Genomic DNA, 19781 nt, shown 5'->3' with positions numbered 1-19781 from the left:
GTCTGGCCCAAGGGCATGCGCACGGATTTCCTGTTCTGGAAACGCATCAGCGGCTGAGGGATTTAGGGCTGGTGATCGTTAACTGATGCCGTTGAACGGTGCTTTGCGTCAAAGTCCTCGGTATTTCTCATTCAAGGCATACAGGATCGCGCACGTCTCGGCATCCAATACGCCACGAAAATCCCCCGCCCGAAAGTGCATCTGAAACGCCCGCGTGCGCAGCTCAAACGCCTGTCGATTCTGCGCCGGTCTATACCCATACCGCTGAAACGCACGCTCCACTTCCACTTCCGGCGGCAGCCCTACACAAAATCGGCGTTGATACATCGCCCGCGCCGCCTCATCGAACCAGGCACCTACACCGGCGTCGTACAAGCACCGCCAAGGCAGTCGAGGCCCTGGATCACTCTTGCGCCAATAGGCCACGTCCGAATGCCCGAGAATGTCGGTTGGGCCGATCTGCGGGTAGCGTCCGAGGATGTCGCGCACCAATGCACTCAACACTTCAATCTGTTCGTGCGAGTACTCAGGAAAGGTAAAAACACCCGCATAGTCCCGTGCCAGGTTGACGATCTCGATGCCAATGGAGCGGCTATTGAGGTTGTCCCACCCTGCCCATTGGCTCGCACCTGCATGCCACGCAGACTTGGTTTCATCCACCAGGCGAAACGCGCGCAGTTCGTCATACCCGGCAGCGCGGTAACCAGGCTCATCCGGGTCGGGCAAAAGATAGTGAGCGCTGACCCCCTCCTGCGCCAGCGTCTGCAAGGAGGATGTGAAGGGAGCTGCGGTGTAATGCAGGATCAACTGCCGCACGGTTTCACCGTTGCGTTCATTGAAGCCTTTGGCAGGAAAAGTGGTATCGATGACTAACATAAGAACTGTCCTTTTCAGTACAGGCCGAGTCCTTCGGCCCGTTCAAGTGCAAAAAAATTACCGCCATCCTGAAGCGCTGAACTTCAAGAGGGCGGTAACTATTTGGCAGATGAAAAAAGATCAGCGCCGCAACGGCATACCCAGCTCGACGCGCAGGCCATCCGCCTGGCTGTCGAACGTCAACGAGCAGGAACAGCGCTGCACAATCGCTTGCACGATTGCCAAGCCCAGGCCGCAGCCTTCGCTGTTGCCATTACGCCAGAAGCGTTGGGTCAAGTACTGCAGGTCTTCGCTGGAAATCTGCTTGCCGTGGTCACGCACGCGAAACACCACGTTGCCTGCCTGGGTGAACAGACTGAGCTCCACGCGAGTGTCCGCCGGGGTGTGGCGCAAGGCGTTGTCCAGCAGGTTGCGCAGGGCCGCAACCGCCAGGCCAACGGGCATTTCCACTGGAGCGTTGGAAAGGTTGTCCGGCAGGATCAGGTCGATGCGTGAGTTATCGCCAGCATTGGCATCCTGGATCGCCAGCCGTGCGACGTCTTCGGCACTGGACTGCACGCCATCGTCAAACGACAGGCTGCCTTCCACTCGCGCCAGCAACAGCAATTGTTCCAGGGTGCGATGCAGGCGATCGGCGCCCTCCTCGGCGTGGGCCAGGGACTGGTCGCGGGCCGCGCCTTCGGTCATGCGCGCCACTTGCAGGTGGGTCTTGATCGCCGTCAGCGGGCTGCGCAGTTCGTGGGCCGCATCGCCAGTGAGGCGACGTTCGCGCTCAATGGTCTTGGCGATACGCTGCAACAGTTGGTTCTGGGTGTCGAGCAGCGGTTTGAGTTCGCTGGGCAGCGGGTGGATCTGCAAGGGTTCGAGAGAGTCCGCACTGCGCCGCATCAGCGCATCGCGCATACGGTTGAGCGGCAGCAGGCTCTGGCCGATGCCCAACCACAGCAGGCACAGGCAACCGAGCATGGCCACGCCCACCGGCACCGATGCCGCCAGCAGGATCGACATATTCAACGCCTCGCGCTCCACCTGGCGGTCGGCGGTGGTGATCAGCAGATCGCCACGGGACAGGGTAAAGCTGCGCCAGCCCACGCCGTCGATCTCTTGGTCGCGAAAACCGCTGCGTTGGGACTCCAGGCCCTGATCCGGCGTGGTGTGGCTGCGCGCGAGGATTTCCCCGCGCAAGGAGCTGACCTGGCAGGCCATGCCGCCCGGCACATGCAGTTGCTCGGCACTGAAATGCGCGCCGCCGCTGACACTGGCCAGGCCCGGCATCTGCTCGGTCAGCCCCGCCACCATGCGCGCCGACGCCACCAGGCGCTGGTCGAGAGAGAACATCATCTGGTTGCGCAGGTCGTTGAGCATCCAGGCCGCTGCCAGGGCCCAGATCAACACGAATGCGGCGCCGAGCTTGAACGTCAGGCGCAGGCGCAGGCTCTTCACGAAACGTTCTCTCCATCATCCGCCGGGCCCAGGCGATAGCCCAGACCACGCACGGTCTCGACAATGCCGTTGCCCAATTTGCGCCGCAGGTGGTGGATATGCACGTTGAGTGCGTTGCTTTCCAGCTCATCGTTAAAGCCATAGACGCTGTCCTTAAGCTGCTCGCTGGACAGCACACGACCCTTGTTGTGCAGCAGGGCCTGCAACAGCGCCTGCTCACGCCGGGACAAATCCACCGGCTGGCCACCCAACAGCGTTTCACGGCTGCTGGGGTCATAGGTCAACCGGCCGTGTTCGATCAAGTTGACGCTGCGCCCTGCCATCCGGCGCAGCAGGGTTTGCAGGCGGGCGGCTAATTCGCGCAAGTCGAAGGGTTTGAGCAGGTAGTCATCGGCGCCGGCTTGCAGGCCGTCGACGCGGTTGGTCACCGAGTCCCGCGCGGTGAGGATCAGCACCGGAATCTCCAGGCCCTGGCTGCGCAGTTGCTGCAACAGCTTGAGGCCGTCTTCGTCGGGCAGGCCGAGGTCGAGCACCATGATGTCGAAAGTCGCCGCTTTGAGCATCGCCCGAGCAGCCGCAGCCGTAGCCACGCGCTCGACGGTAAAACCCTGGGCGGTGAGGCCGGCCACGATGCCGCTGGCGATCAGTTCGTCGTCTTCACAGACCAGTACGTGCATGGTGAACCCTTCATAAAAGATGGGGGAGATTAAAGGTGCAGCGGATTAAGCGCAGATTATGCCGTGAAAAGAGGCAAGCTCAGATAATCCCTACACTTTAGAATAGCGCCGGTTAATCATCGGTTAATCAACGCCACACATTGTGTGCCTCACTTGTATCGGACTAAGGCTTGACCATGCGGCATCTTTTTACCTTTCTGCTGGTGTTGTTCGCCGGGTTGGCCCAAGCCGCGCCGGGCAACCCGTTTGAGACCAAACCCGATTTCCTCCCGGTGGGCAAAGCTTTCACCTTTACCTCCGAACGTCTTGAAAGTGGCGAGACCCAGCTGTATTGGCAGATTGCCGACGGTTATTACCTGTACAAGCAGCGCATGAAGTTCGAGGGCCTGACCGCACAGCCGGCACTGCCGCAAGGTGAAGCCCATAGCGATGAGTTCTTCGGCGAGCAGGAAGTGTACCGCCAGGGCCTGGAAGTGAAGCTCCCTGCTGGCGCCACCGGCCAGATCAAGCTGGGCTGGCAGGGCTGCGCCGATGCTGGCCTGTGCTACCCACCGCAGTCGATCACCGTGGACCTGGGTGGCAATCCTGCCGTAGCGGCCACCGCTCAAGCCCAGGACCAGAGCCTGGCCAGCGGCCTGCAACAGCGCAGCCTGGGTTGGAGCCTGCTGGTGTTCTTCGGCCTGGGCCTGCTGTTGGCGTTTGCACCATGTTCGTTGCCGATGCTGCCGATCCTCGCGGGCCTGGTGGTGGGCAGCGGCGCCAGCCCTCGCCGTGGTTTTGCCTTGGCCAGCAGCTACGTAGTGTGCATGGCGCTGGTGTATGCCGCGCTGGGCGTACTGGCTGCGTTGCTCGGCGCCAACCTCGCCGCCCTGCTGCAAACGCCGTGGATATTGGGCAGTTTCGCCGCTCTGTTTGTGCTGCTCGCCCTGCCGATGTTCGGCTTCTTTGAACTGCAACTGCCCGCCTTCCTGCGCGACCGACTGGACAACGTCAGCCGCCAGCAAAGCGGTGGCAGCCTGATCGGTGCCGGTGTGCTTGGCGCGCTGTCCGGCCTGCTGGTCGGCCCGTGCATGACCGCGCCCCTGGCTGGCGCCCTGCTGTATATCGCCCAAAGCGGCAACGCCCTGCACGGTGGCTTGATCCTGTTCGCCATGGGCATCGGCATCGGCATCCCGTTGTTGCTGCTGGTGACCGTCGGCAACCGCTTCCTGCCCAAGCCGGGCACTTGGATGAACGTGCTCAAGGGCATCTTCGGCTTCCTATTCCTGGGCACCGCCGTGCTAATGATTCGCCCGGTAGTTGGCGAAAGCCTGTGGGTCGGCCTGTGGGGTGCATTGGCCCTAGTGATGGCCTACTGCGGTTGGACCCTCGCCCGCGAGTACGGCCTGGCGGCCAAGGTATTCGGCGCCGGCTCCCTGGTGCTGGGCCTGTGGGGCGCGGTGCTGGTGGTGGGTGCGGCCGGTGGCAGCGACGACCTGTGGCAACCGCTGAAGGTGTACAGCGGCGCGAAGGTCGCCGGGGCGCCCTCCGCCCATGACGCCTTCATGACCATCAATGACCCCGCCGTGCTGCAAAACCAACTCGACAGCGCCAAGGCCCAGGGCCAATGGGTGCTGGTGGATTACTACGCCGACTGGTGCGTGTCGTGCAAGATCATGGAAAAACAGGTGTTCGGCAAACCCGCAGTTCTCGACGCACTGAAAGACGTGCGCCTGCTGCGCCTGGACGTCACCGCCGACAATGCCGCCAGCCGCGAACTGCTGGGCCGCTACAAGGTGCCGGGGCCACCGAGCTTTGTCTGGATCGGCCCCGACGGTGAAGAGCGCCGCGCACAACGCATCACCGGCGAAGTGAATGCCGATGCCTTCCTGCAACGCTGGACGCAAACCCGGGACGCCCTCTGATGCTGACCCTGACCATCGGCACCTTCGCCATCGCGCTGAATCATATCCTGCTGATCAGCGCGTTGATTCTCGCCACTCTGGTGGGCTGGCGCGTGGCCAAGCGTGGTGGTGAAAACCCGGAGTCAGTGCTGTTCAGCCTGTTTCTGCTGGGCATGCTCGCGGCCCGCGTCAGCTTTGTGCTGATGTACTGGAGTTACTACAGCAGCGACTGGCTGCAGATGGTCGACCTGCGCGACGGCGGCTTTCTCGCCTGGCCCGGCATCATCGCCCTGCTCATCGGCGCAGTGCTCTACGGCTGGCGGCGACCGGCGCTGCGTAAGCCGTTGAGCGCCGGGGTCATCACCGGTCTGCTGTTCTGGGGCATGACCAGCCTGTCCTTGAGCGTGTATGAAAAAGGCACACGCCTGCCAGACATCACCTTGCGCAACGCCAATGGCGAAGTGGTGCAACTGGCGGACTACCAGGGCGGACCGCTGGTCATCAACCTGTGGGCCACCTGGTGCCCGCCATGCCGCCGGGAAATGCCGGTGCTGGAAAGCGCCCAGCGCATGCGCCCTGACGTGACCTTCCTGTTCGTCAACCAAGCCGAAAGCATGCAAAGCGTCAGCACCTACCTGGCCACCCAAGGCCTGAACCTGGACAACGTGCTGTTTGACGCCAGCGGTCGCCTCGGCCAGGCCGTGGGCTCCATGGCCCTGCCGACCACCTTGTTCTACCAAGCTGATGGACGCCTCATCAACAGCCACTTGGGCGAGTTGTCCCAGGCCAGCCTGGCCCGTGCCATGGAACCCTTCGACACCGCCCCTGCTGCCACAAGGAAACCCACATGCGAAGCCTCCGCCACCTGTTGAGCCTCTTACCACTGACGCTGGCAGCCAACCTGGCCCACGCCGATGACTGGCCGGCACCGATCAAACAGATCGAAGCCAAGGGCGCCAAGATCATCGGCAAGTTCGACGCCCCCAGCGGCCTCACCGGCTATGCCGCGCAATACCAGAATCGAGGCATGGCGCTGTACCTGACCGCCGACGGCAAACACGTGATCGCCGGCAACCTGTACGACGCCCAGGGCGATGACCTGAGCACCGCGCCGCTGGAAAAACTGGTGTACGCGCCGATGGCCAAGGAAGTCTGGGCCAAGATGGAAAAAAGCAGCTGGATCCAGGACGGCGACAAAAACGCACCGCGTATCGTCTACCTCTTCAGCGACCCCAACTGCCCGTACTGCAACATGTTCTGGGAACAGGCCCGGCCGTGGGTCAAATCCGGCAAGGTGCAGTTGCGCCACATCATGGTCGGCATCATCCGCGAAGACAGCGCCGCGAAATCGGCCGCCCTGTTCGCCGCCAAAGACCCGCAAAAAGCCCTGGAAGAACACGAAGCCGCCGGCAAGAGCAGCAAACTGCAGGCACTGCCGAAAATCCCGGCCGATATCGAAGCCAAGCTCGATGCCAATATGAAGTTGATGGATGAACTGGAACTGTCTGCCACCCCGGCGATTTTCTACCTGGATGACAAGGGTGGGCTGCAGCAACAGCAGGGTGCGCCGTCGCCGGATAAGTTGGTGAAGATCATGGGGCCGAAGTAAGCGGCGCCTGGTCTGACGCCATCGGGGGCAAGTCGAATCGTCGCACCGTCCCTCCCACAGTGGTTTGGGTTCACACATTTCTATTGGTGAATACATTCAAGTGTGGGAGGGAGCTTGCCCCCGATAGCAGTGGGTCAGCCAAAGATGCATCAACTGACACTCCCTCATCGGGCGCAAGCCCCCTCCCACATTTTTAACCCAGTACACCAGACCCAACTCCGGTCGGCTCCAGAGCCTTCGTTCGGGCACACCGAGCCTAAGCGAGGTGCCAAGTGTTGGGGCACAGACCACTGAAAGTTGTGTAGATACCGATGAGGCCCTCAAACCCAGCGAAGATTAAAGCCCCTCCAACTCCGCCATCAAATCACTCAACCGATCCACCTTCTCCGCGCTGATCTCATTGGCCGCTAATCCCTCGATGTACTCGGCCAATTGCGACACCGTGCTGCACTCGAACATCGCCCGCAGTGGCACATCGCGCTGCAAGGTCTTCTGCACCCGTGAGGCAATCTGCGTGGCCAGCAACGAGTGCCCGCCCAGTTCGAAGAAGTTGTCCTGTACCCCTACCCTTTCGACTTTCAGCACCTCGGCCCAGATCGCGGCCAAGGTGGTTTCCAGTTCGTTGCGCGGTGCCAGGTAATCCTGGCTGTGCAACTGGCCGATTTCCAGTTCCGGCAGGGCCTTGCGGTCGAGTTTGCCGTTGGCGTTGAGCGGCAGGCGGTCGAGCCACAGCCAGTGCAGCGGGACCATGTATTCCGGCAGCTCGGCGCGCAGGTGTTGCTTGATGCGGTCCAGGCACTCGCTTGGGTTGAGGGTTTCATCAGCGGCCACCAGATAACCCACCAAATGCTTGCCGTTGACGCCTTCCTGCACGCCCACCGCTGCATCGCGCACTTGCGGCTGCTCGTGCAGGCGCGCTTCGATTTCACCCAGTTCGATTCGGTAGCCGCGAATCTTCACCTGATGGTCGATACGTCCGACGTACTCCAAGACACCATCGCTGCGCCGACGCGCCAGGTCGCCGGTGCGATACAGGCGCTCACCCGGTGCGCCGAACGGGTTCGGCACAAACACTTGAGCGGTGCGCAACGGATCGCTGACATAACCACGCCCCACCCCCGTGCCGGCTACACATAACTCGCCGACAGCCCCTTGGGGCACCAACTCCAGCGCGCCATCCAGCAGGTACAGGCGGTTGTTGTCAGTCGGCGTGCCGATCGGCAGATAGGTGCCACGGGTCGATGCCAAATCAACACGGAAGAACGCCACGTCATCCGAGCATTCCGCAGGGCCATAAGCGTTCACCAAACCGATCTGCGGGTAACGCAGCAACCATTGGTGCGCCAGTTCCGGCGGCATCGCCTCACCGGTGGGCAGCATCCAGCGCAGGCCGTCGAGGCTGATGCGGTCCTGGGCCAGCATGCCCTGGATCAGCGACGGTACGCTCTCCAGCACGGTAATGCCTTGTGCCTCAACATGGGCCAGCAAACCTTGGGGATCGTGGGCGATGGTGTTCGGCACGATGTCCACCCGCGCGCCGAACAGCGGCGCGGCGAGGAATTGCCACACGGAAATGTCGAAACTTTGCGACGCGGTTTGCGCGATCACGTCCGCCGCGCTCAGGTCCAGGTACGGCAGTTTGCTCAGTTGGTTATTGAGCATGCCGCGCTGCTCGACCATCACGCCTTTAGGCAAGCCCGTGGAGCCCGAGGTGTAGATCACATAGGCGAGGTTGTCCGGGCCACTGTAGATGCCTGGGTTCTCACCACGAGCCGGCACTTCTTCCCACACCAGCAACTGGCAGTCGAAACCTTCGAGCAACTCAATGGCCTGCTCGCGGCACGCTTCGGTGCACACCAGCAACGGCGTACGGCTCATGTCGATGATGCGGCTCAAACGCTGGCTTGGCAGGCCCGGGTCCAACGGCAGGTAACCCGCACCGGCCTTGAAGCTGCCGATGATCATGCCCAGCAGGTCGAGGTTACGCTCGGCCAGCAAGGCCACCGGTTGATCCAGGCCGACACCCGCCGCGATCAACGCATGGCCCAAGCCGTTGCTGCGGCGGTTGAGTTCGTCATAGGTCCACTGCTGTTCCAGGTAACTGGCGGCGATCCGCTGCGGATGCTCGCTCACTTGCGCTTCGAACAGCTCGATATAGCTAAGGTCCAGCGGATAGACGTGTGCGCTCTGGTTGCAGCCTTCAACCAGGAATTCACGCTCCTGTTCGCCAATCAACGGCAGGTCGGCCATGTCGCCATGGAACCCCTGCACCAGCGCCAACAGCAGGCGCTTGAACTCGCCGAGCATGTTTTGCACGGTGGTTTCGTCGAAGTAACGCTGGTCGTAAGACAGGTGCAAGCCCAGGTCATCGCCGGGGTAGCACACGGCGGTCAGCGGGAAGTTAGTGTGGGTGCGGCCGGAATCCGAGGTGGCATTCAAGCTTTGTGCACGGTCCAGCACCGAGGTTTCCACCGGGGCGTTTTCGAACACGAAAAGGCTGTCGAACAGCGGTTGGCCTTTAGGCAATTCGCTGTGTTCCTGGATGGTCACCAATGGCAGGTATTCGTACTCGCGCAATTGCATGTTGCTGTCGAGCAAGCCGCTCAACCACTGACGCACGCTGCAACGTTGACCGTCTTCCGGCAGCTTTACCCGCAGCGCGATGCTGTTGATAAACAGGCCGACGGTGCGTTGCATCTCCGGCATTTCCACCGGACGCCCGGCCACGGTGACGCCGAACAACACGTCGCGATCGCCGCTCAAGCGGCGCAGCACCAGGGCCCATGCCGCCTGGGCAAAGGTGTTGACGGTGAGTTGGTGGGCCTGTGCCAGTTCACGCAGTTGCGCGCCATCGCGGGCATCAAGACGGGTGTAGCAGTCGCCCACCACCATGCCGCCGCTGTGGCCCGCATGTTCGCGCAGGAAAGGGCGGTCGCTCGGGATCGGCGTGGTGCGCTCAAAGCCTTGCAGGTTCTGTTGCCACCACTGGCGCGCCTCATTCAGGTTCTGACGTTGCAGCCAGGCGATGTAGTCGCGATAACGCGGCGCCGCGGCCAACTGCGCGTCGTGGCCTTCGCCCAGGGCCATGTAGATCTCGAAAAAGTCATTCATCAGCAGCGAACGGCACCACGCATCGATAAGGATGTGGTGGTTGCTCATCATGAACCAGTAGCGTGCTTCGCCGACGCGGATCAGACGCAGGTGGAACGGCGCCTGGTTGAGCAGATCGAAGCCGGCTTCACGCTCGGCCTTGAGCAGCGCTTGCAGACGCGGCTCTTGCTCAGCCTCGGGATCGTTGCTCCAGTCCAGATATTCAATCGGCGTGCTGCCGGGTTTGTGGATCACTTGCAGCATGTCTTCGCCAACGTTCCAGCAGAACGAGGCACGCAAGGCTTCATGACGGGCGATCACCGCTTGCCAGGCCTGGGCGAAACGCTCAGGGTCCAGGGCACTGTTGATGCGGTAGCGGTCCTGCATGTAGTACAGACCGGTGCCCGGCTCCAGCAAAGTGTGAAGCAACAGGCCCTCTTGCATCGGAGTCAGCGGGTACACGTCTTCGATGGCACTGGCCGGGACCGGCAAGCTGTCGAGTTGCGGCTGGGTCAATTTCGCCAGGGGGAAGTCGGACGGTGTGAGACCACCGGCATCATCCTTGAGGCAATGGGCGATCAAGCTGTACAGCTCGGCGACGTAGGCCTCGGCCAACTCGCGGATGGTGTCTGCATCGTGGCGCTCACGGCTGAAGGTCCAGCGCAGCACCAGCTCACCGCCATACACCTGGCTGTCGACGCTCAGGGCGTTGGGCAGCGGCGCATCCGGGTCGTGGGCCAGGCCCGCCGACTCATCCAGCGGGTGGAACAGCGCCTCGCTGCCGAAGCTCTGGTCGAACTGGCCGAGGTAGTTGAAGGTGATGTCGGCGGTTGGCAGCGCGGCCATGGCCTGCTTGCACAGGTCGTCCGCCAGGTAGCGCAGCACGCCATAGCCCAACCCTTTGTGGGGTACCGCCCGCAGTTGCTCTTTGATCGCCTTGATCGAGGCGCCCTGCCCGGCCGCTTCTTCGATTTGCACGGGCGTCAGGCGCAGTGGATAGGCACTGGTGAACCAGCCGACACTGCGGGTCAGGTCGATCTCATCGAACAGGGTTTCGCGGCCATGGCCTTCCAGTTGGATCAGCGCCGAGTCATGCCCGCTCCAGCGGCACAGCACGCGGGCCAAGGCGGTCAGCAACAGGTCATTGACCTGGGTGCGGTATGCGCTTGGGGCTTGTTGCAGCAACTGACGGGTGTGTTCGGCATCCAGGCGCACGCTGACCGTGTCGGCATCGCGATTGCGCAACGTACCCTGCGCACGGTCCACCGGCAACGCCACCGTCGGGCCCGCCAAGTGGTCCTGCCACACGCTCAATTCTTCACGCAGGGATTCGCTGCTGGCATAAGCCTGCAAGCGCGCGGCCCAGTCACGCAAGGCGCTGGTCTTGGCCGGCAGGCTGACGGACTCGCCCTCGCTCAGTTGGCGATACACGTTCTGCAGGTCTTCGAGCAACACACGCCACGACACGCCGTCCACCACCAGGTGATGAATCGCGATCAGCAGGCGTTGCTGGCCTTCGGGGCCATCCACCAGCAAGGCGCGCAGCAGCGGGCCGTGTTCAAGGTCGAGGCTGCGTTGGGTGTCAGTGAACAAGGCGGTGCACTGGGCCATATCGCGCACTTGCGCCTGCATCAGCACGCCGCCCTGGGGCACGGTCAAATGTTCGGCATGCCATTGCGCGTTGCGCCGCGTGAAGCTAAGGCGCAGGGCGTCGTGGTGTTCCAGCACCGCCAGCAGCGCTTGCTCCAGGCGATGGGGTTCGAGCAATTGCAGCGGCTTGAGGACCAACGCCTGGTTCCAGTGCTGACGCGCCGGGATGTCGGTGTCAAAGAACCAGTGCTGGATCGGCGTGAGGCCCGAGCTGCCGGTGAGTACGCCCTGCTCCGCCGTGACCTGCTCGGAGCGCGTGGCCACCGCGGCCAGGGTTTGCACCGTTTGGTGCTGGAACAGGTCGCGGGGGCTGAAATGAATTCCTGCCTGCCGCGCACGGCTGACCACCTGGATCGACAGGATAGAGTCGCCGCCCAGTTCAAAGAAATTATCGTCCAGGCCGACTTGTTGCACGTTCAACACCGCACACCAGATCGCGGCCAAGGTGCTTTCCAGTTCGTTGCGCGGGGCTACGTACTGTTGGCGATTGGCCTCGGGGTCCGGTTGCGGCAAGGCACGGCGGTCGAGCTTGCCGTTGGCGGTCAACGGCATGCTGTCGAGCACGATCAGGTGCGCGGGCACCATGTAGTCCGGCAGTTGCGCCTTGAGATGCGCCTTCAGCGCCTCGCGCAATGGCCCGTGCTCTGCGTCGCTGACCAGGTACGCCACGAGCTGTTTGCCGCTCGGCGAATCCAGCGCCAGCACCACCGCTTCGCGCACAGCTTCGTGCTCCAGCAGGCGGGTTTCGATCTCGCCCAGTTCTATACGGAAACCACGGATTTTCACTTGATGGTCGATACGCCCCAGGTACTCCACCAGACCATCGGCGCGTTGGCGCACCAGGTCGCCGGTGCGATACAGGCGGCCACCATTGGCGGCAAAGGGATCGGCGACAAAACGCTCCGCCGTCATGCCCGGGCGCTCGTGGTAACCCTGAGCCAGGCCCGCGCCGCCGACATACAACTCGCCGGTCGCGCCTTGGGGCACCAAGGCCAGGTCGGCGTCGAGAATATAGGCCACACGGTCGCCGATAATGCTACCGATCGGCACGCTGCCGGCGCCCTCCTCCAAGTGCTCCGGCGCCAGGCTGGCCAACGGCATCACCACGGTTTCAGTCGGGCCATAGGCGTTGAAGAACACCTCTGGCTGGAAGGCTGCGCGAATGCGCTGCAGGTGTTCGCCGGTCAGGGCTTCACCGCCGGTGATGCACATGCGCACGGGCAGGGTTTGGTGTTGAGTCGCCAGCCACTGCGCCAACTGGCTGCCATAGCTTGGGGTGAAGCCGAGGATATTGATGCGATGGGTGCGGATCAGCCCACAGATTTCCTCCGCATCCCATTGGCCTTGGGCCCGCAAGACCACCTGCGCGCCGCTGAGCAACGGCACCAGCAAACGCTCGGTGGCGGCGTCGAAGTTGATCGAATAGAAATGCAGCTCGCAGTCGTCCGGGCGCATGCCGAAACGCTCGATCACAGCCTGGCAATGCATGGCGATTTCGCCGTGGGACACCACCACGCCTTTCGGTTTGCCGGTGGAGCCGGAGGTGTAGATCAGGTACGCCTGGTGTTGTGGCAGGCTGATAAATGGCAGCTCATCGGCCGGGTAATTCACCAGCACTGGCGAGTCGTCTTCCAGGCACCAGCACGCCACCGAGGCCGGCAGTTCACCCAGGGCTTCGAACATCGCCGCGTCGCTGAGCAACAGGCCGATGCCGCTGTCTTCGATCATGTAGTGCAGGCGGTCCAGCGGGTATTCCGGGTCCAGCGGTACATAGGCGCCGCCGGCCTTAAGGATCGCCAGCAGGCCAATGACCATTTCCAGGGAGCGTGGCAGCGCCAAGCCGACCCGCACCTGCGGGCCGACGCCGCGTTCGCGCAGCATCCAGGCCAGGCGATTGGCGCGTGCATTGAGTTCCGCGTAAGTGAGGGTTACGCCGGCAAAGGTCAGCGCCGGAGCCTGCGCACGCATTTGCGCCTGCTGGCTGAACAGCTGATGAATGCACTGGTCGAGACGATGCAAACCGGCCTCGACGCCCAGGCTGTTCTGCAATGCGCGTTGTTCGGTGGCGGTCAGCAGCGGCAGTTCGCTGAGGCGTTGATCGGGGTCTGCAATCAACGCTTCCAGCAGGTTGCGCCAATGTTCAGCCATGCGCGCAATGCGCGGTTCGTCGAACAAATCAGTGCTGTAAGTCAGGCAGCAACCCAGGCGATGGTCGAGGTCGGTCACTTCCAGGTTGAGGTCGAACTTGGTCGCGCGAGCATCGTTGGCCAGGTATTCGACGGTCATGCCGGCCAGTTGACGGCTCTGCTGGAATTCCCAGCGCTGCACGTTGCACATCACCTGGAACAACGGGTTGTACGCGGCGCTGCGCGGAGGTTGCAGGGCTTCCACCAGATGGTCGAACGGCAGGTCCTGGTGGGATTGGCCCTCGATCACGGTGTGGCGTACTTGCTCGAACAACTCGCCGACATTCATCTGACCGTTGAGCTGGCAACGCAGCACCTGGGTATTGAGGAATGCGCCGATCAGCCCTTCGCTTTCCGGGCGAATACGGTTGGCCACGGGGGCGCCGATGCGCAGGTCGGTCTGGCCGCTGTAGCGGTAGAGCAACACGGCCAGGGTCGCGGCCATGGTCATGAACAGCGTGAGACCGCGTTCGGCATTGAAGGCGCGCACGCGGGCAGCCAACGCGTCGCTCAGATCGAAGCGGTACAGCTCGCCCTGGTGGCTTTGTACCGGTGGTCGTGGGCGGTCGCCGGGCAGTTCCAGCAAGGGGTGTTCGGTGCCCAGTTGCGCGGTCCAGTAATCCAACTGGCGTTGACGCTCGCCGGACTCCAGCCACTGACGCTGCCACACGCTGTAGTCGAGGTATTGCACCGGCAACGGCGACAATGGCGACAGACGCTCGTCGATAAAGGCTTCGTACAGCGCGCTGAGTTCACGGGCAAAGATGTCCATGGCCCAGCCTTCAGTGACGATGTGGTGCAGGGTCAGCACCAAGTAGTGTTCCTGCTCGCCGGCCTTGACCAGGCACGCGCGCAGCAACGGGCCGGTTTCCAGGTTGAACGGCGTGTGGGCCTCGTGATCGGCCAACTGCTGCAAGCGCTGCTCGCGCTCGGTTTCATTCAGCGCCGAAATATCCTGCCAGTCCATGCGCACGCCGGTCTGCGGCGAGACCTTTTGATAGGCCACGCCGTCGACACTGGGGAACGTGGTGCGCAGGGTTTCGTGGCGCATGATCAAGGCCTGCAACGCCGCCTCGAAACGCCCCACATCCAGCACGCCCCGCAGGCGCGCCATGCCACCGACGTTGTAGGCCGGGCTGTCCGGCTCCATCTGCCAGAGGAACCACATGCGCTGCTGGGAATAGGACAGCGGCACCGGTTGGCTGCGGTCGACTTTGGCAATCGCGGTTTGCTGGTTGCGCTGGCCCGAGGCCTGGATCAGGCCGACTTGCTCGGCAAACGCGCCCAGTTCACTGGCTTCAAACAAGGTACGCAGCGGCAGCTCAACGTCACAGGCCTGGCGGGTGCGGGAGATGATTTGCGTGGCCAGCAATGAGTGGCCGCCGAGGGCGAAGAAGTCATCGCGCAGGCCGATTTGCGGCAGGCCGAGCACTTCGCGCCAGATTGCGGCGATCTGCTGTTGCAACGGGGTTTCGGGTTCAATGTGTTCGCGGGTTTGCCACACCGGCTCCGGCAATGCGCGGCGGTCCAGCTTACCGCTGGGGCTCAGGGGCATGGCGTCCAGGCGCATCAGTTGCGCAGGCACCATGTACTCGGGCAGCTCGGCTGCCAGGGCGGCTTTCACGTCCTGTTCGTCCAGCGCTCTGCTTGCGGTGTAGTAGCCGATCAGTGTGGCATTGCGCACCAGCACAACGGCCTGGGCGATACCGTCCAGCGCCAGCAGGCGCGCTTCGATTTCTTCAGGCTCCACGCGGAAGCCGCGCAGCTTGACCTGCTGATCGAGACGCCCCAGGTATTCGAGCACGCCGTCAGCATTCCAGCGCACACGGTCGCCAGTGCGATACAGGCGCGCACCCGCCTCGCCCAGCGGGTCGGCGATAAACCGTTCGGCGGTCAAACCGGCACGCCCCAGATACCCCCGCGCCAGGCCGATGCCACCGATGCACAGTTCGCCCGGCACACCGGCCGGCAACAGGTTGAGGTGATCGTCCAATACGCGGCAGATCACATTGCCCAGCGGTCGGCCAATCGGCGAGCGCTCGCCATCTTCAGCGGTGCAGTGCCAGTGGGTGACGTTGATCGCGGTCTCGGTCGGGCCATAGCGGTTGTGCAACTGCACCGCCGGCAACTGAGCCAATACGCGGTTGCGCAGCTCGGCTGGTAACGCCTCACCGCCGGAGAACAGGCGACGCAGGCTGGTGCATTCGGGTACCAGCGGCTCGTCGATGAACAGCTGCAACAGCGGCGGCACAAAGTGCAGGGTGGTCACGCCATGTTCCTGCACCAACTGCGCGATGCGGTGCGGGTCGCGATGTTCGCCAGGGCCGGCCAGCACCAGGCGGCAGCCGGTGATTAACGGCCAGAAGCATTCCCACACCGACACGTCGAAACTGATCGGTGCCTTTTGCATCAGCACGTCGGTGTCGTTCAGTTGATAAGTGGCCTGCATCCACTGCAAGCGCTCGGCCAGGGCCCCATGGGTATTGCCCACGCCTTTGGGCTGGCCGGTGGAACCGGAGGTGTAGATCACGTAGGCGAGGTTATCGCCGTGCAGGTGCAGGCCCGGCGCCTGGGTCGGCCAGCTTTCCAGATGCAGGCTGTCCATGGCGATGACACACACGCCGTCAGCGCTCGGCAGTTTTTCCAACACTGCGGTCTGGGTCAGCAGCAGTTGCACGCCACTGTCCTTGAGCATGTAGGCCAGGCGCTCAGCGGGGTAATCCGGGTCCAGCGGCACGTAGGCGCCACCGGCCTTGATGATCGCCAGCAGGCCGATCAGCAGTTGCGGCGAACGCTCGGCGGCGATAGCCACGCACACGTCCGGGCCCACGCCTTTGTCGCGCAGGTAATGGGCCAGGCGGTTGGCTTGGGCATGCAGTTGGGCGAAGGTCAGGCTGCCGTCCTGCCAGACCAACGCGGTGTTGTCCGAAGTCTGCTGATTGAGCAGCTCGGGCAACCATTGCTGGGCGGGCGCGCACGGCGCTTGGCTCCACGGTTGCTGTTCGTCCGCTTGCAGCAAACGCAGGTCGCCGAGGGCTTGCTGGGGTTGCTCGCAGATGGCGTGCAGCAGGTTGATGAAGTGCTCGGCGAGGCGCTGGATGGTTGTGCCTTCAAACACTTCATCGGCGTAGTCGAACGCCAGGCTCAGGCGGCCGTTGCGGTCTTCTTCGGTATGCAGTTGCAGGTCGAACTTGGCTTCGCGGCTGTGCCACGGCAGCTCATCGGCGAGCATGCCCGGCAGGCGGCGCAAGGCGCTGAGGTCGCGTTGCTGGTGGTTGAACATGACCTGGAACAAGCCCTGCTCGCGGGCCTGAGGGAAGGCTTCCAGCAGTTGCTCGAAGGGCAGGTCCTGATGGGCTTGGGCACCCAGTGCGGTCTCGCGGGTGGCGGCCAATAGCTGGTTGAACGGCAGGCGCCCGTCCAGTTCGGCGCGCAGCACCAGGGTGTTGATGAAAAAGCCGATCAGGCCCTGGGTTTCCTGGCGCGGGCGGTTGGCATTGGGCACGCCGATGCGGATATCGCGCTGGCCGCTGTAGCGATAGAGCAAGGTCTGGAACGCCGCCAGCAACAGCATGAATGGCGTGGACTCATTGGCCTGGGCGGTCTGGCGAATCGCTTCGCTGAGGCCGACGCTCAGGCGCACGCTATGGCGCGAAGCACTGCGGATGTGCTGCACGGAGCGCGGATGGTCGGTGGCCAGGCTCAGGGTCGGGTGCTCGTCCCCCAGTTGGTTTTTCCAGTACGCCAGTTGGCGCTGACCTTCACCTTCGGCCAGCCATTGACGTTGCCAACTGCCGTAGTCGGCGTATTGCAGGGCCAGGGCCGGCAGTTCCAGGGATTGTCCCTGGGAGGCCGCGGCATAGAGGCGCGAGAACTCGTCGATAAGGATGTTGAGCGACCAACCATCGGCAATGATGTGATGCAGCGTCACCAGCAGTTGATGGTCTTCATCGTCCAGGCGCACCAGTGTCACCCACAGCAGTGGGCCTTTTTCCAGATCAAATTGAGTGCGTGCTTCGTCTTCGCGGATCTGCTGCGCGCGGGTTTCGCGCTCGGCAGCGGGCAAGTCGCTAAGGTCGATGACTTGCAGGTCGAACGCCACGTTGGCGTCAACACGCTGGAAGGCCTGGCCGTTGCGCTCGTAGAAGCGGGTGCGCAGGGCTTCGTGGCGCTGGATCAGGTGCTGGAAACTCAGGCGCACTGCGTCTTCGTCCAGCTCGCCACGCAGGCGCAAGCCGCCGGGAATGGTGTAGGCGCTGCTCTGAGGGTCCAGTTGCCAGGTGATCCACAGCCGATTCTGGGCCAGGGACTGAGGCAGTTCGTCCTGGCGTGACAAGGCATGAATTGCACCTTGGGCTACGCCGCCGTCCTGCTGCGATTGCGCAACATTGGCGGCAAACATCGACAGGGTCGGCGCCTCGAACAGCATGCGCAGGTTCAGCTCCAGGCCGAGGGTTTCACGCAGACGTGCGACCACTTGGGTAGCGGTGATGGAGTTACCGCCGAGCAGGAAGAAGTGATCGTCGGCAGCAACGGTCGCGACCTGCAACTGTTCGCACCAGATCGCCGCGATCTGCTGTTGCAGTTCGGATTCCAGCGCAGCATCGCCCGCCAGCCCTTGCAGATCGGGGAACTGCGCATAGCTGTCGAGGCTGCCGTCGGCGTGACGCAGCGCGCAGGCCGCACGCTGCACCTTGCCGCTGGAGGTCTTGGGCAATGCGCCGGGGTTGAGCAACACCACCACACTCGGCGCTTCTTGGTAGGCTTCGGCCACGGCTTGGCGGATGGCTTTGATCAACGCCTCGGGCGGCAGGATTTTCTGCACGCTGCGGCTGATTTCAGCGGCGATGCCGATGCCTTCCAGACCCTGGTCATTCACCGCAAACGCAGCAACCCGGCCTTTGCGCACCACTTCCACTTCGCGCTCGATAGTCTGCTCGATGTCTTGCGGGTAGAGGTTATGACCGCGCACGATCAACAGGTCTTTCAGGCGGCCGGTGATGTACACCTCACCAAAGCGAATAAAGCCCAGGTCGCCGGTGCGCAGCCAGGTCCGCCCGGCATGCTGGACGAAGGTCTTGGCCGTGGCTTCGGGGTTGCGCCAGTAGCCGTGGGCGATGCTCGGACCGGTGGCCCAGAGTTCGCCGACGCGGTTGTCGGGCAGCTCACTCAAGGTGTGGGGATCGACGATCAGCACCGCGTGTTCCGGCTGGCTGGTGCCGCAACTCATGATCGCACTGCCCTGCCCCGGTTCGGCGCGGTTGGCAGCCAGCGCCGTCTCGTCGACGCGCAGCGCCGGGATGCCATGACCCCGGGTGCCGCCAGCGACAAACAGCGTGGCCTCGGCGAGGCCGTAGGACGCAAAGAAATTGTCTGAGCTAAAACCACAGGCGGCGAATTTCTCGGCGAAGCGGTCCAGGGTGTCGAGCCGGATCGGCTCGGAGCCGGAATAGGCCACGCGCCACGTGCTCAGGTCCAGGCGTTCCAGGGCTGACTCACTGACCCGTTCGCTGCATAGGCGGTAGGCGAAATCCGGGCCGCCGCTGATGGTGCCGCCGTATTGGCTGATAGCTTCCAGCCAGCGCAATGGCCGGCCAAGGAAGTACGCAGGCGACATCAGCACGCACGGCACGCCACTGAAGATCGGTTGCAACAGGCCGCCGATCAGACCCATGTCGTGGTACAGCGGTAGCCAGCTGACAATCACGTCGTCGGGGTTGAGGTCGATGCCAAAGCCACGGCGGATCAGCACTTCGTTGGCCACCAGATTGCCGTGGCTGACTTGCACGCCTTTGGGCAGCGCTGTGGAGCCGGAGGTGTATTGCAGGAACGCGATGTCGTCGGGCTGTAGGTCAGGGGCGATCCAGGCATCGGCCACTGGCGCATCGAGGGTATCGACACTCAACACCGGCGGCGCATTTTCGATCTGTGCCAGGCCATCGGCAAGACTGGCAATGGTCAGCAGCAGGCGCGGTTCGGCGTCGCTGATGATCGACAGCAAACGCTCTTGGTGATGACGGCGGGTGGACTCAGGCGGGTAGGCCGGCACTGCGATCACCCCAGCGTACAGGCAGCCAAAAAACGCCGCGACGTAATCCGGACCGCTGGGGAACAACAGCACTGCGCGGTCGCCCAGCGCGGCATTGGCCTGCAGGGCGCTGGCAATGGTGCGGGCGCGTTGGTCGAGGTCGCGATAACTGAGCACAACGCTGTGCTCGGCGGACTCGGCGAGGAAGCGCAGAGCCACCTGGTCCGGGGTCTGCGCGGCGCGACGTTGAAGGGACTGGACCAGGGTGCGGGGAAGTTCGAAGGCGTCCATCATGGGGTTCCTGCCTGAAATCGGCTTACGGGAAATTCGGAAATTGAG

The 19781-nt window shown here is 63.1% G+C and carries 7 protein-coding genes; 3 read left to right on the top strand and 4 right to left on the bottom strand.

What is annotated here, in order from left to right; all coding sequences use genetic code 11:
- Window positions 1-108: 108 nt before the first annotated feature.
- The 3 genes from ACKZ62_RS08275 to ACKZ62_RS08265 form a co-directional block, all read right to left on the bottom strand.
- The gene (locus tag ACKZ62_RS08275) at window positions 109-876 is read right to left on the bottom strand and encodes an N-acetylmuramoyl-L-alanine amidase (protein WP_447096517.1); all 768 of its coding nucleotides are present in this window, start codon (window positions 874-876) and stop codon (window positions 109-111) included.
- Window positions 877-996: 120 nt separating this feature from the next.
- Window positions 997-2319: an ATP-binding protein gene (locus ACKZ62_RS08270; protein WP_099603036.1), complete on the bottom strand. Its 1323-nt coding sequence runs from the start codon at window positions 2317-2319 to the stop codon at window positions 997-999.
- Window positions 2316-2996, bottom strand: a complete 681-nt coding sequence (locus tag ACKZ62_RS08265) for a response regulator (RefSeq protein ID WP_032887975.1) — start codon at window positions 2994-2996, stop codon at window positions 2316-2318. The genes ACKZ62_RS08270 and ACKZ62_RS08265 overlap by 4 nt, the downstream gene beginning before the upstream one ends.
- A 176-nt stretch (window positions 2997-3172) precedes the next feature.
- On the opposite strand from ACKZ62_RS08265, the gene dsbD reads away from it, so the two are divergent.
- The 3 genes from dsbD to dsbG are packed head-to-tail and all read left to right on the top strand — an operon-like array spanning window position 3173 to window position 6488.
- Window positions 3173-4900 (top strand): protein-disulfide reductase DsbD, encoded by a 1728-nt coding sequence (gene dsbD / locus ACKZ62_RS08260; protein WP_095185452.1) that lies wholly within the window; start codon window positions 3173-3175, stop codon window positions 4898-4900.
- Window positions 4900-5751 carry a TlpA disulfide reductase family protein gene (locus ACKZ62_RS08255; protein WP_095185451.1) on the top strand — a complete coding sequence of 284 codons (852 nt, stop codon included), beginning with the start codon at window positions 4900-4902 and terminating at the stop codon, window positions 5749-5751. The genes dsbD and ACKZ62_RS08255 overlap by 1 nt, the downstream gene beginning before the upstream one ends.
- On the top strand, window positions 5727-6488 hold the full coding sequence (gene dsbG, locus ACKZ62_RS08250; protein ID WP_179178637.1) for a thiol:disulfide interchange protein DsbG: 762 nt from the start codon (window positions 5727-5729) through the stop codon (window positions 6486-6488). Before ACKZ62_RS08255 ends, dsbG begins: the two co-directional genes overlap by 25 nt.
- Window positions 6489-6824: 336 nt before the next feature.
- On the opposite strand, the gene ACKZ62_RS08245 is transcribed toward dsbG, so the two are convergent.
- Window positions 6825-19736: a non-ribosomal peptide synthetase gene (locus ACKZ62_RS08245; RefSeq protein ID WP_447096516.1), complete on the bottom strand. Its 12912-nt coding sequence runs from the start codon at window positions 19734-19736 to the stop codon at window positions 6825-6827.
- Between the last annotated feature and the right edge of the window lie 45 nt (window positions 19737-19781).

Source organism: Pseudomonas sivasensis (assembly GCF_052938085.1).
Note: the sequence above shows the minus strand (reverse complement) of the source record. Positions and strands in the feature narration are given on the sequence as shown.